Here is a 14,287-nt window from a genome sequence, read left to right as displayed (position 1 = left end):
GCACATGGGGTTTATAGAGGACGACAACGTCCAGCAAAAGCTGACGCGCGTGCGACCACCGCGCGTCAAGATCACCTACGAGGTGGAGACCGGCGGCGCGCAACGGGCGACGCAATTGCCGTTCATCGTCGGCATCTTCGCGAATCTTTCCGGCGATGCGGGCAGTGCGGATCTGCCGATACCGTACAAGCAGCGCGAGTTCATCGAGATCGATCGCGACAACATTTTCGACATCATGAAAGCGGCCGGCGCGATGGTCGATCTGTCGAAGGTGGCGTTGCCGCCGACGACGCCCGGCGGGGACGTCGAGCACGATCCGACCAAGCTGACGTTCGAGACGCTCGACGACTTCAAGCCGATTTCGGTGGTTAAAAAAGTGGGCCGGCTGGCCGCGCGGAATGCGGCGCGCGCCAATGTGCGGATGCTGCAGGCGCGCGCCGAGATCGACGACGCGCTGGCCGCAGCGCTCGATCGGACTTGTGCGCCGGATCAGGTGCCGTTGCGCAAGGCGATCGCGGATAAGTACAAGTCGGCGCAAACGGCGGGTGCCAGCGGTGCGAATAGCTCAAGCGGTGCTAATGGTGCGAACGGCGCCAATGGCACAACCGGCACAACCGGCACAACCGGCACAACCGGCACAACCGGCACAACCGGCACAACCGGCACAACCGGCACAACCGGCACAACCGGCACAACCGGCACAACCGGCACAACCGGGACAACCGGGACAACCGGGACAACCGGGACAACCGGGACAACCGGGACGGCCCAGGCATCGCCGTCCGACGCATGGCGCACGCTCGGCGTAACGCCGGCCGCCAAGCCGCTCTTGCCGCCTACCCAGTTGACACCGGACAACGTGCTGTCGCAATTGCTCGGCCATCTGGTGACGACGCAACCGCCTGCTCCGACCAGCAACAGCGGCGGCACGCAAGGCGGCAACAACACACAAGGCGCCACGCAAACCACCGGTACGCAAGGTGGCGAAGCGGGCGGCCAGGGCGGTGACAACGCACAAGGCGGCGCGGACAACGGCCAAGGCGCCAACACGCAAGCCACCGGCACCACCGGAACCACCGGCACCACCGGCACCACCGGAACCACCGGCACCACCGGCACCACCGGAACCACCGGCACCACCGGCACCACCGGAACCACCGGCACCACCGGCACCACCGGAACCACCGGCACCACCGGCACCACCGGAACCACCGGCACCACCGGCACCACCGGAACCACCGGAACCACCGGAACCACCGGAACCACCGGAACCACCGGCACCACCGGCACCGCCCCCCCGCCGAAACCCCGCCCGACTGGGGCGACGCACTCGCCTTGCTCGGCTACTTCAACGACGTGGTGCTCAGCGCAGTCGACGCCCCGCCGGCGCAACAGCAAAGCCAAACGCAACCGCAACCGCAACCCGCCCCGGTGATGCACGCGGCGCAGTGGATCGACGCCGCCGTCGTCGATATCGACGGCAAGCTTAGCGCGAACATCGACGCGATCCTGCACTCGGATTCGTTCCAGACGCTCGAAGCGACTTGGCGCAGCATCGCGAACCTGGTGGCGAACACCGAGACCGGCACGATGCTGAAGCTGAAGGTCTTCAACACGCGCCGCGACGAACTGTCGAACGATCTGGAGACTGCCGTCGAGTTCGATCAGAGCCTGATGTTCAAGCTCACGTACGAAGCGGAATACGGCACCCTGGGCGGCAATCCGTTCAGCGTGCTGATCATGGACTACCCGATCGGCAAGACCTTCCTCGACATCGAGTTCCTCAGCAAGGTCACGCAGGTGGCCGCCGCGGCGCACGCGCCGCTGATCGCCGGCGCGCAGCCTTCGATGTTCGGCCTCGACGACTATTCGCAACTCGGCAAGCCGCGCGACCTCGCGAAAATCTTCGAAGGCAACGACTGGATTTCGTTCAACGCATTCCGTCAGACCGAAGATTCGCGCTACGCCACGCTGGTGCTGCCGCGTCTGTTGTTGCGCCTGCCGTACGACTACACCGTCGCGCCGGTCGGCTTCAATTACATCGAAGACATCTCCAGCGACGGCCAGCGCCCGAGCACCGATCCGACCAACGTGAACGCCGATCAGAACGGCGTGAAGTTCGCCGATATCGACTCGGACAGCAAGTTCCTGTGGGGCAACGCGGCCTACGCGCTGGCGCAGCGCATCACCAACGCGTTCGCGCTGTATCAGTGGACCGCGGCGATTCGCGGCGAAGAGGGTGGCGGTCTGGTCGACGGTTTGCCGCTCTACCAGTACCGCACCGATCGCGGTTCGCAGGTGCTGTTCTGCCCGACCGAAGTCGCGATCACCGACCGTCGCGAGAAAGAATTGAGCGACCTCGGTTTTATCGCGCTGTGCCATAGCAAGGGTTCGTCGAACGCGGTGTTCTTTGGCGGCCAGACGGTCAACCAGCCGATCACGTACCTGTCCGACGAAGCCAACGCGAATGCGCAACTGTCCGCGCGTTTGCCGTACATGCTGGCGGCGTCGCGCTTCGCGCATTACGTGAAGGTGCTGGTGCGAAAAAAGGTGGGCGGTTTCCAGAATCGCGCGACGCTCGAAGCGTATCTGAACACCTGGATCGCGCAATACGTGCTGCTCGACGACAACGCGACCCAGGAAATCAAGGCCAGCTATCCGCTGCGCTCGGCGAGCATCGTGGTGACCGAAGTGCCGGGCGCGCCCGGCTCGTACAAGGCAACCATGTTCCTGAAGCCGCATTTCCAGCTCGAAGAACTGACCACCTCGATCCGGCTCGTGGCCGACCTGCCCAAGGCAGGCTGATCGCTCATAACGTTAAGGAACAACGATGGACCTCATTCTGTTGCAGCCGGGCGACTCCGACGTATTCGGCGGCCCGAACAACTGGGACAACGGCGGCAGCCTGATCGACGACACTTGGCGCGACAAGGTGCTCGCGCTCGGCGAATGTATCGAGCTCGTGTCGGTTCACCAGGGCATGAAACAGCAGATCACCACCGACGTCAGCAATTCGGCGCGGACCTCGGGTCGTCCGATCATCACCGAGTTCACCTGCACCAAGTACGTCGACAAGACCTCGGTGAAGTTCTACGAGTATTGCTTGCGCGCACAACCGCTCGGCAAGGGCAAGGCGCAGCCGACCAAGCTGTATATCGCACGCAACTCGGGCGAGCTGACCGGCAACATTCTGACCTTCCAGCTGCGCGACGCGATCATCAGCGAAATCCAGTTCCAGTCGCATCCGGACGACATGCCGACCGAGCAGTTCAAGCTCAACTTCACCGAAATTCTGTGGACGTACACGGTGCAGCGCGCGGACACCATGCCGGCCGGTAACCTCGCGACCGGCTGGTCGATCGCGCGCAACCGCCCGATCGGTCAGTTTACCGACTGAACGCAGCCGCACCGCCTGTCAGCTTCCGCTTCATACGAGGTTCACGCTTCATGCGCTATCTGTTCGAACGTCTCGCCGACGCGACGCCCACCTCGGCGGCGCATGCCCGGCCCGTGGATCTGGGCGTGGCCGTCGCCGAGCAGATTCAGCGCATGGTCGCGACGCGTCCGCGCAGCGCCGGCGACGCGAGCGATCTGCTCGGCTTCGGCATGCTCAACGTGGTGGATGTGTCGGCTAACGGCGGGGTCGGCCTGACCCGCTACGCCGCGCGTCTGAAGCGGATGATCGAGCGCTTCGAGCCGCGCCTCGCGAACGTGGAGGTGACGCTCGTGCCCGACGCGAATCCGCTGATGCCGAACCGGCTGCGCGTGTCGGGCGTGTTGCGCAGCGCCGACGCACAGCCGTTTCGCGTGCTGCTCGATGCCGCCACCGGCGCCGCGCTGGAGGTGATGCTGCGATGAAGCTTGCCAATACCACGCTGGCCGATTACTTCAATGCGGAGCTGGCGGCGCTGCGCGGCGACGCGGCGATCTTCTCGCGCAGTTTTCCGGCGGCGGCGGGCGCGCTCGGTTTGAGTCAGGGCCGTTCCACCGATCCGCAGGTGGAGTTGCTGGTGCAGTCGTTCGCGTTTCTTGCCGGACGTCTGCGCTATCAGCTCGATCTCGGCCAGGCGTCGCTGCCCAACGCACTGACCGATCACCTGTATCCGCATCTGTCGGCACCGTTGCCGTCCATGGCGATTGCCGCGCTCGACGTCAAGGCCGACGGCGCGAATTTCTCCAAGCGCCAGGTGCTCGAACGAAAGCGCCTGATGACCGCGAAAGGCCGCGACATGCGCGGCAATCCGGTCGCGTGCCGCTTCATGACCTGTTACGACACGCCGCTCGTGCCGCTCGAGGTCATGCACATCGATCTGGTGGCGCCGAGCAGCCGCTCGCTCGATCCGGCCGACTGGAAGAACCCGAATCTGCGCTCGGTGCTGAGCGTGACGCTCCGGCGCACCGGCACCGGCACATTGAGCGAGCTGCAACTGGGCACGCTGCGCTTCTATCTGAACTGCGCGCCGAACGACCTGCACACCTTCTACGAGATGCTCGCGCTCGGTCTGGCGAAGATCGTCGCGCAACCGCTCGACGCTGACAACAAACCGTCCGGCGCGCGCCTGGATGTGCCGTTGAGCGCGTTGACCTGGCGCGGCTTCGCGCAGGACGAAGCGATGTTGCAGGTCAGCGCCAATACGCACCCGGGCTACCGGCTGCTGCAGGAATACTTCGCTTTTCCCGAGAAATTCCTGTTCTTCGACGTGGAAGGTCTCGCCTTCACGAGCGGCGCGACCGCCTTCGAACTGATGTTCATCGGCACGCAGCCGCTCGACGTGGTCGCCACGCTGCCGCGCGATCTGTTACGCCTGAACTGCGTCCCGTTGATCAACCTGTATCCGCAACGCCTCGAACCGATTGCACTGGATCACACGCGTTACGAATACCGCTTGCAAGGCAACGCCGGGGATCACCGTTATTGCGAGGTGTACTCGCTGACCGAGTTGTACTCGACGCGGCCCGGCGAACCGCCGCGCACGCTGGCGCCGTATTTCTCGATGGACGATTTCCAGCGGCTGCAATCGCAGCACTATTTCTACATGACGCGCCGCGAGGAAGCGCAATTGGGCGACGTGCAGGGCACCGAGTTGTATGTGTCGTTTCTGGACGCTACCTTCAATCTCGCACGACCCGCGGACGAAACGCTCGGCGGCTCGGCGCTCTGCACCAACCGCAATCTGCCGGAGCAGTTGCGTCAGGGCGATCTGTTGCGGCTCGAAGGCGCTGGGCCGATCTCGGGCGCGTCGATCGTGGGGCAGGTGAGCTCGCATCAGACCCCGCGGCTGATCGGCGCGCGGCCCTGGGCGCTTGCCGCGCAACTCGCGTTGAACCGGCTGTCGCTCGCCGATGGCCAGCACGCACTGCCGGCCTTGAAAGATCTGCTCAAGCAGCACGTCGGCATGCGGGGCGAAAGCGGCTTCAAACAGATCGACGGCATCCGCGACATGCGCACCGCGCGCGTGATGGTGCGCCGTGGCGACGATGCATGGCGCGGTTTCGTCGACGGTTTGCGGGTCGATCTATGGCTCGATCGCGCGAGCTTCGCGGAAGGCAGCGTGATTCTGTTCGGTGAAGTGCTGCGGCATTTCTTCGCGTTGTACGGTGCGGTCAACGCCGGGGTCGCGCTGCGGATCAGCGTCAACGATATCAAGGGAATTTTGCGCGAATGGCCTCAGCTAGTCGGCCTCCAGCCGGTTCTGTAGAAGAACTGCTATTCGATCGGCCCGAACGTATCGACGTGTTTCAACTCGTCCGCCTGTTGCGCGTGCGCGATTCGTCGCGGCCGTCGGTGAAGCAACGCCTCAAGGTGTTGTTGACGTGGCGGCTCATGAGCGGCGAGGCTGACACGCGCAGTTTCGCCGGCTTCGCGCGCCGCTTGCGTTTTACCGCCGATCTGTCGCCGGCGTTTCCGGGTGTCGAGGTGACGGGTTGTCGCCGCCTCGACGCCGCCGATCTGCTGGATACGCCGGGCGGCCGGGCCGCGATGCGTCATTTGCCGGATGGCGCCATGCATGCGCTGCTGAACGCGCCGGTGAACGCAGCGATCAACGCGCCGCTCGCCGCGACGCTCGGCGCCGCGTTGACCACGGCGCTGACCAGCGTCGAGAACGGCGAGGTGGTCGAGATCCGCACGCCGAACTACAGCGTGGCGAGCGAACTCGGGCCGCTGCCGGAGCCGTTTCTGGAGTGGGTGCGTGACCGTTTGCGCGACGACGACCGGACTTTCGCCGCGTTTCTCGACGTGTTCAATCATCGCATCAACGTGCTGCGGCATCAGTTGAAGGCGACCCAGGACGTCGCGCTCGACTACGCGTTGCCGCAAGACACGTTGCAGGCCGATTTTCTGGCGAGCATCGCCGGCATGGCGTCGCTCGACGCGGAGGCGCAGATCGTGCTGCCGCGCCGCGCATGGCTCGGCATGACTGCGACGCTGGCCGATCCGCGCCGCAGCGCCACCGCAGCGCTCGCCGCGTTGCGCCAGTACCTCGGCATGCCGGACACGCAACTCGAACAACTGGTGGGCGACTGGCGGCCGTTGTCGTCCGCGCAATGGTCGGGGCTCGGCAAGCAGGGCACGCTTGGCAGCGATGCGGTGCTCGGCACGCAGGTGTGGAATCAGATGGCCGGGGTGCGCCTGACCGTGCCCGCTGTCGATTACGAGCGGTTGTGCAATCTGCTGCCGCCGCCGTGGCAGCCGGAAACGCCGCATGGTCCGTTCAACCAGACCGCGCCAACCCATCCGCATCACCACCAGAGCGCCGCCGAGGCAGCCGCCGACAACGACGCGCCGCTCAACGGTTACACCGGTCTCGCCGATATGGTGCGACTGCTGTTCGACCGCCGCGTCGACTGCACCGTCGACCTGAGCATTGCCGCGGCGAATCTGCCGGAGTCGCTGCTGAGCGCCACGCCCGGCAGCGGCGTCACGGCGCCGGCGATTCCGCTCGTGACCGCCGCGTTGCCGCCGGGCGTGCGCTATCGTGGCCTGCGTCTCGGTCAGACCGCATGGCTGGCAGTGCGCTCGGAGGCGAACGGCGACGCGGGGACCGACGCAACGTCAGACTCAAACCCAGACCTGCGCACCGTGAGCTACGCGATCGCGGGCGACCCGCAAGGACCCCTGCAATGAGCACGCTCGACACGATCGGCGTCACGCGTATCGATAAGGTCGAGCGGCCCGCGCCGGCCGTCTTCCTGCACGTCGCGATCTTCCTGCCCGGCGGCTACACCGTCGGCGCGGAAACCTTTCGCGCGACGAAAATCAGCGGCCAGGAACAGGTGTCGCAGCCGTTCGAATTCCAGCTAGACCTGCGCGCGAATACGGAAGCGTCGGGTGCACCGATCATGCGCTTCGATCAGTTGATCGGGCGGCCGGTGACGGTCGGCATCGACCGGCCGGATTTTCGGCTCCCTAACGACAGCACACCCGACAGCACACCCGACAGCACACTCGAAGCGCTGACCGGCGCCTCGAACGAACGCTTCGCCGCGGCGCTCGACGGCGGCGCGCCGGACCCGACGCTGTCGCTGTTCAACGGCATCGTCACGTCGTTCTCGATGAGCGAGCCCGGCGTCTACAAGGCCGGCATCAAACCCGCGCTGTGGAAACTCACGCTCACCAACCGCTACCGGATGCTGGTGCAGCAGAGCGTCGCGCAAGCGATCGAAACCTTGATGCGCGAGCACGACGTGACGTTTTCGCTGAACGGGATCGGCGGCAATCACAACCTCGCGCAGATTCGCCTGCAGGACTGGATGCAGGCCGGCGAATCGGACTACGCGCTATTGCAGCGCCTGATGGGCAAGGCGCAGATTTACTACTGCTTCACGCACACCGGCAACAGCCACACGGTGGTGTTCTCGAACCGCGCGCAATATCCGTCGATTCCGTTTGACCGGCCGCTGCGCTACACGTCGACCGACACCAGCGCGCTCGGTCTCGCGCAAGCGGACGTGGTGTCGCAATACACGTACGAGCAGTCGCTGGTCACGACCGGCGTCGAGTGTGTGCTCGCGCGCCAGCAGGAATCGTGGGACGTCGACGCGATTCCGACCTTCCAGACCTTTGCGGCCGGCGCCACCGAGCCGGGCGCATTGCCGTTCACGCAATACCGTCAGTTCCAGTACGGCGTGAGCGACTGGCAGGCGCGCGAGACGCAGGGTCTGTCGGAAGCATCGCGGCGCGGTTCCGCCGAGCGTTTTTCGGGCACCAGCAGTTGCGCGCAAATGCGCGTGGGCCACGGCTTCACGCTGCAGATGCCGAAGGGCGGCGCGGCTGGCATGACGATCCAGCCGTCGCTCGACGAACAACGCTTCGTGCTGACCCAGGTGTCGCACGAAGCGAGCCTCGACGGCGACTATCAGAACACCTTCAGCGCGACCGATCCGTCGAGTCTGATCACGCCGTTCTCGATCGAACAGACGCAGCAGGGTTCGCTGCTCGCGATCGTGGTGGACGCGGACGGCAGCACCGCGCCGAAAGACTGGCGCTACTACACGAAGCAGAACTTCGAGATGGTCACGAGCAATCAGACCGATCGCGATGCGAGCCCATCGACGCTGAACGCGAAGGGCGTCTACGTGAACTTCGCGACCGACCGCGCGGTCAACGCGTCCACCCAGCCGGTGTGGGTGAAACTCGCCGGCCATATGCAGACCGTGCCGGAAGTGGGCGTTACCGTGGTGGTGGCGCGCGCGCAGGACGAGTCCGAGTTGCCGGAGATCCAGAGCATCGTGCACGCGAACGGTTCGCGCGTGGTCACGCCGTCGGGCTGGACCGCGAACACCTCGGTCGGCAACAATTATTCGACCTCGTACAGCGACAGCAAAAGCATTCGTTTCGGGGCGTCGTCGGATGTGACGGACAGCACGCTCGACACCGCGATCGATACGGTCACGAGCGCGTATGCGAGCGGGCAGTATCGCGACGCGAGCTTCTCGCAAGGCGCGAGCTACAGCCATGCGACTTCCGAGAAAAAAGAGCGGGGCCTGCTGAGCCAGTCGTATTCCTACGGCAGCAGCTACGGACATAGCTGGGCGTTGCAGCAGCAGAATTTTTCGGCGGTCGGCAGCACGTATAACCAGAGCGTGGTGGGCAAGTCGAGTCCGGATGCCGTGCAGCCGTCGCCGTCGCCCGATCCGGGGGCGGTCAGCGTCAGCGTGAACGACGTGTTCGGCGACACCTACGGCAGTTCGTCCAGCACCGGCAACGTGACGAATCTGAGTACCGTGACCGGCAATTCATCGTCCGAGAGTACGGTGACGGGCATTAGCGCGTCGAAGTCGACGATCACGGAAAACCAGTCGACCTCGCTCACCGGCAAGTCGACCAGCAGCAACACCACCGGCGTCTCGATCAACAGCAATACCACGGGCGAATCGCACGGCACCAACGTGGTCGGTTCATCGACCGAGAATTCGACCACCGGCAAATCGCACACCAGTTCGCTGACCGGCAGCCAGAACAGCACGAGCGTGACCGGCATGTCGGACACCACCAACGTGACGGGCATCTCGTCGTCGATGTCGATGACTGGCGTGCAAACGTCGACCAACATGGTCGGCGTGTCGAACTCGGTCGACATGCAGGGCGCGGTGAACTCGGTGAGCATGGTCGGCGCGTCGAGCCGCATCAACATGTCCGGCGTGACGTCGGACGTGACGCTGGCCGGCATTCAGAGCCAGGTGACGATCTCATCGGAGAGCCACACGATTTCGCTGGCCGGTCCGGGCTTGCGGATCTCCGAGGAGGCCGCCGTGCCCGAGATCAAGATGTCGAATGCGACGATCACGATCGTCGGCGTGATCCAGATCTACCTGTGAGCCGCCGATGAAAATCGTCAAACCGTTAAGCCTCGGCACGCTGACCCGCTCGTATCAGATCGGCGGCGAGCGGCGTTTCGTCGTGTCGGCGCTGGGCTTTTTCCCGCTCGGCGACGCAGCGGTCCAGCGGTTCGCGATGGAAAACGAACAATGGCCCGGCGTGCTGAAGACCCTGGCCACGCAGGGCGTCACGCAGCCGCTCGACGAAGTGCTGCCGAAGTCGCGCGCGGAACTGCTGCTGTGCGGCAATGCGTATGCGTCGCAAGGTAAGCCGGTTGATCGGATGCAGGTGAGCCTGAGCGCGGCCGGCGTCGACAAGACACTCGACGTGATCGGCGAGCGGGTGTGGCGTTACGCGCCGTGGTTGCGGATCGACGCGCCGAAGCCGTTCGTGTCGATGCCCCTCGCGTACACGCAGGCGTTCGGTGGCGCGCACCATCCGGACAATCCGGTGGGCTGCGGCTACGAGCGCAACCGCTTCGCCGCGCTGGCGGGCGTCAATACACGGCCGATGCCGAACCTGGAACTGCCGGGCACGCCGGTGCGGCGTCACTGGGTTCGCTATGCGCCGGCCGGCTTCGGTCCGCTCGCATTCGACTGGCAGGCGCGTTCGCGTCACGCCGGGCGCTACGGCGCGAAGTGGCTAGCGCAGGAAGCGCCGGGGTTTTCGTCGAGCGCGACGCCGGCCTTGTTCCAGCGCGCACCGGTGGACCAGTGGCTGGCCGCGTATCTGCAAGGCGGCGAGCCGTACCGTTTGTGCGGCATGCATCCGCAGCGCGCGGTGATCGAAGGGCAGGTGCCGCCGCTGGTCGCGCGGGGTTTTATTCAGCGCAGCGGCGCGGCGTCGCTCGAAGAAGTCGCGCTCAGGTTCGACACGGTGTGGTTCTTTCCCGATCTGCTGACCGGCGTGGCGATGTATCACGGCGAGACGGCGCACGCGCATTCGCTCGGTTTCGATATCGATGCGGTGATGGTCGGTTACGAGCATCGCGACCGGCCGCGTTCGTTCGCGCATTACGCCGAGGTGTTCGCGCGGCGCACCGATCCGGCGACGGCCGCCGCGCATCTGTTCAATGAGTCGGATCTGGCCGCGGATTTTGATGCGCCGACCCGTATCGCGCGTGCTGCGGCGAGCGCCGCGCGCGCGGACCAGGCTGCCGCGGCGGAACAGGCGCAGCTCGATGCGCAACTCGCTGAGTTTCACGCGGTGAGTGGGATCACGCCGACGGCTGCGATCGTGGCGAAGGCTACGGCCGGGACGGCTGCGACGGGCGCGGCAACTGCCACGGCCACCACGGCCACCACGGCCACGATGACCACCACGGCCACGACGATCGCCGCCACCGCCGCCCCAACCTCGCCCGCCAAGCCGACCCGTCTGCCGCGCCTCGACAGCGTCGCGATAGCCGAATCGGATTTCGACCTTGCGCCGATGCTGGACGGCGCGCGGACCATGATTGCCGAAGCACGCGCGCAAGCGGACTGCCTGCGGGCTTCGCTACCGGAACTGCCCACAATGACCACCGCCACGCAGGACCCCGCTGCGCGCCGTGAAGCCGCCTGGGCGCGAGTCAGCGTCGCGGCCGTCGACCTCGTGCCGCTCGATCCCGTGATCGGCCTCACACCGCCGAGCCGCAACGCAGCGTCCCCGGTTCCGCTTGCCGCCGCCGCACCGGAAAGCACCGGCGTCCCGCAACTCGACGCCGCGCTCGCGGCACAACCCGCGCAAGCGCGCGCCGCACGCCGCGCGAGCTTGCGCTACACCGATCCCGACGGTCCGTTGCCGCCCGACCTCGCGCGCTGGCTCGGCATGCAGGTCGAGCAATGGCATCGCGCCGGCGTGCTGCTCGCGGGCCGCGACCTGGCCGGCATCGACCTGTCGGGTCTCGATCTGTCCAACGCGGATCTGCGCGAGGTGCAACTGGAAAACACCGATCTGCGCAATACGCGGCTGAACGGCGCACGCCTCGACCGCGCGGTGTTGAGCGGCGCGCAACTCGACGGCGCGGACTTCACCCGCGCCACGCTCGCCGACGCGAACCTGTGTCATAGCAGCGGCGCGCGGATCGGTTTCGGCGGCGCGGATCTGACGCGCGCGTGGGCGCTCGACGCACAATGGCCGCAAGCCGATCTGAGCGACGCCTGTCTCGATCATTGCCTCGCCTCGGGCATCGGTCTCGCCGGTGCACGGCTGCAACGCGTGACGGCGACCCAGGCGGTGCTGCTCAATGCGAACGCGCCGTCCAGCGACTGGCAGGCCGCGCAACTGGCGGCTACGGTGCTGATGCGCGCGGACCTGAGCGGCGCGAGCTTCGCCAAAGCGACGCTGCGCAAAACCGTGCTGATGGATGCGAAGCTGGTCGATGCGTCGTTCGAAGGCGCGACGCTCGTCGACGTGCCGGCGGGCGGCGCCGACGCCGATTGGTCGAACGTACGCATGGCCGGTCTGCGCGCCGAACATTGCAGTTGGCAACGGGCGACGCTGCGCGGCAGCGACTGGCGCGGTGCAACGCTCGCCACGTGCGATCTGGGTCGCACCGATCTGTCCGGCGCGCAACTGTCGGACGGCCAGTTCAGCGGCTGTCTGTTCACCGCGGCGACGCTGACGGGCGCGCGTGCCGAGCGCGCGAACCTGTTTCGCGCCGTGTGCCGCGAGGTGAATTTCACCGATGCGTCGCTGGTCGGCGCCTGTCTCTATCAGGCCGACACCAGCGACGCGCTGTTCACCCGCGCCGATTTACGCGACGTCCAACTCGAAGCGGGCAGGAGGGCGATCGCATGAGCGCACAGCCGTTGCCAATTGGCGCGCCGATGTCGGCCGCCGCGCTTGCAGTCGCCTTCGCCGCGATCGCGAAGCAGCGCTCGCTCGGCCGTCCGGTGACCGACCTCGATCTCACGCGCGCCGATCTGCGCGGCGTGGACTGGTCCGGCCTGGTGTTCAAGAACGTCTGCCTTGCCCGGGCCGACCTGAGCGGCGCAAACCTGAGCGCCGCCAGGTTCCTGGACTGCGATCTGTCCGGCGCGCGGCTCGGTACGGCGACGCTGATGCGCACCGCGCTGATCGGCTGCGATTGCGCGGCGCTGGAGATGGCTGGCGCCAGCGCGCAGTACCTGACGCTGATGCAATGCGACGCGTCCGCGTCCGACTGGCGCGGCGCGACCCTGCAACAGTCGACGCTATCCGCCACCACGCTGACCGGCGCGCGCTTCGACGGCACGATGCTGCTGCGCAGCGTGCTGTTCGACTGCAAGGTCGGGGGCGCGAATTTCAGCGGCGCGCGGCTCGATCAGGCGGCGCTCGCGAAAACCGATCTGCGCGCCGTGACCCTGAGCGGTCTGAGTGCGGAAACCTCCGTGCTGATGGACTGCGACTTCTCGGGCCTCGCGTTGCCCGCGATCAGTCTGGTGCGCTGCACGCTGCAAGGCTGCAATTTCACCGACGCCGATTTGCGCGAGGCCACGCTGACCGAGGCGAATTGCCGTCAGGCGATTTTCGCGCGCACGCGGGTGGACGGTTTGCGTGCGGAACGTGCGCTGCTGCTCGACGCGCAACTGAGCGACGTCGATCTGTCGCATACCACGCTCACTGGCGCGATGCTCGCGAAGGCGCAGCTCACGCGAGTGCGTCTGAACGGCGCGCAACTCGAACAGACGGTGTGGCACAACAGCCGCCTGATCGACGTGAGTTTCGACGACGCGCGGCTCTCGTACGCGCAATTCGATCATGCGCGCGGCGCGCGCGTCTCGTTCGAGCGCGCGTGGCTCGAACACGCGAGCCTGCACGACGCGTGCTTCGAGCAGGCGTCGTTCGCGGGCGCGCATACGTACCGGATGAAGTCGACCGATACGGCGCTGCTCGATGCCGAGCGCCCTACGTTGCAACTGGAGACCCTTAGATGAACGACGAGTTGCTGAAACACCGGCCGGCGGCGCCGCTCGCACCGCATCTGCAGGAGGCGGCGGTCGCGGTCGAACTCGACAGCGGACGCGTGCTGCTCGACGACGGACGGATCGCGTCGACCGCGCTCACCTGCCTGATCGAACCGCGGGTCGGCGATGCCGTGCTGGTGGTCGAGCGCGCGGATACGAGCCGCTACATCGTGCACATTCTCGCGCGCAACGCGGAAGCGGGCTCGGCGGAAAGCGAAGCGACGCTGAGCGTGCCGGGCGCGCGGAAGTTGACCATCGCGCAGGCGTCGATCGATATCGTCGCGACCGAGCGGGCCGCGTTGCGCTCGATGAAAGACGCCGACATCGTGGCCGCCACCGGCAAGCTGAGCGTCACCGCGAACGACCTGTTCCGCAGCGTCGCGCAGAGCGTGGTGGACGCGTTCAAGGACTACGTGGGCCACGGCGAACACTATCTGCTCGACGTCGATCAACTGCTGCGCCAGCACGGCAAGCAGGTGATGGTCACCGCGGAAAAAGACGTCAAGGTCGACGCCGACCGCATTTCGATGGGTTGATG

10 protein-coding genes are annotated in these 14,287 nt (G+C 66.1%); all 10 read left to right on the top strand.

Annotated elements, in window-relative coordinates:
- Positions 1-4 precede the first annotated feature (4 nt).
- The 10 genes from FA94_RS37450 to FA94_RS29545 are packed head-to-tail and all read left to right on the top strand — an operon-like array spanning position 5 to position 14,285.
- Positions 5-1,435 (top strand): type VI secretion system contractile sheath small subunit, encoded by a 1,431-nt coding sequence (locus tag FA94_RS37450; protein WP_051980878.1) that lies wholly within the window; start codon positions 5-7, stop codon positions 1,433-1,435.
- Positions 1,336-2,805: a type VI secretion system contractile sheath large subunit gene (gene tssC / locus FA94_RS29585; RefSeq protein WP_051980876.1), complete on the top strand. Its 1,470-nt coding sequence runs from the start codon at positions 1,336-1,338 to the stop codon at positions 2,803-2,805. The genes FA94_RS37450 and tssC overlap by 100 nt, the downstream gene beginning before the upstream one ends.
- A gap of 25 nt (positions 2,806-2,830) precedes the next feature.
- On the top strand, positions 2,831-3,397 hold the full coding sequence (locus FA94_RS29580) for an Hcp family type VI secretion system effector (protein WP_035558075.1): 567 nt from the start codon (positions 2,831-2,833) through the stop codon (positions 3,395-3,397).
- Between the two features lie 50 nt (positions 3,398-3,447).
- On the top strand, positions 3,448-3,858 hold the full coding sequence (gene tssE, locus FA94_RS29575) for a type VI secretion system baseplate subunit TssE (protein WP_051980875.1): 411 nt from the start codon (positions 3,448-3,450) through the stop codon (positions 3,856-3,858).
- Positions 3,855-5,699 carry a type VI secretion system baseplate subunit TssF gene (gene tssF / locus FA94_RS29570; RefSeq protein WP_035558072.1) on the top strand — a complete coding sequence of 615 codons (1,845 nt, stop codon included), beginning with the start codon at positions 3,855-3,857 and terminating at the stop codon, positions 5,697-5,699. Before tssE ends, tssF begins: the two co-directional genes overlap by 4 nt.
- Positions 5,663-7,126, top strand: coding sequence for a type VI secretion system baseplate subunit TssG (locus FA94_RS29565; RefSeq protein WP_081936232.1), 1,464 nt, complete (start codon positions 5,663-5,665; stop codon positions 7,124-7,126). Before tssF ends, FA94_RS29565 begins: the two co-directional genes overlap by 37 nt.
- The gene (locus tag FA94_RS29560) at positions 7,123-9,819 is read left to right on the top strand and encodes a contractile injection system protein, VgrG/Pvc8 family (RefSeq protein WP_035558066.1); all 2,697 of its coding nucleotides are present in this window, start codon (positions 7,123-7,125) and stop codon (positions 9,817-9,819) included. Before FA94_RS29565 ends, FA94_RS29560 begins: the two co-directional genes overlap by 4 nt.
- Positions 9,820-9,826: 7 nt before the next feature.
- A complete protein-coding gene (locus tag FA94_RS29555) occupies positions 9,827-12,601 on the top strand; it encodes a DUF2169 family type VI secretion system accessory protein (protein ID WP_051980872.1) in 2,775 nt (924 codons plus the stop codon).
- On the top strand, positions 12,598-13,719 hold the full coding sequence (locus FA94_RS29550; protein ID WP_035558064.1) for a pentapeptide repeat-containing protein: 1,122 nt from the start codon (positions 12,598-12,600) through the stop codon (positions 13,717-13,719). Before FA94_RS29555 ends, FA94_RS29550 begins: the two co-directional genes overlap by 4 nt.
- Complete coding sequence (locus tag FA94_RS29545) at positions 13,716-14,285, top strand: DUF3540 domain-containing protein (protein ID WP_051980870.1); 570 nt, start codon at positions 13,716-13,718, stop codon at positions 14,283-14,285. The genes FA94_RS29550 and FA94_RS29545 overlap by 4 nt, the downstream gene beginning before the upstream one ends.
- The last annotated feature ends 2 nt before the right edge of the window (positions 14,286-14,287 follow it).

This window comes from Burkholderia sp. 9120 (assembly GCF_000745015.1).
GTDB lineage: Bacteria > Pseudomonadota > Gammaproteobacteria > Burkholderiales > Burkholderiaceae > Paraburkholderia.
Note: the sequence above shows the minus strand (reverse complement) of the source record. Positions and strands in the feature narration are given on the sequence as shown.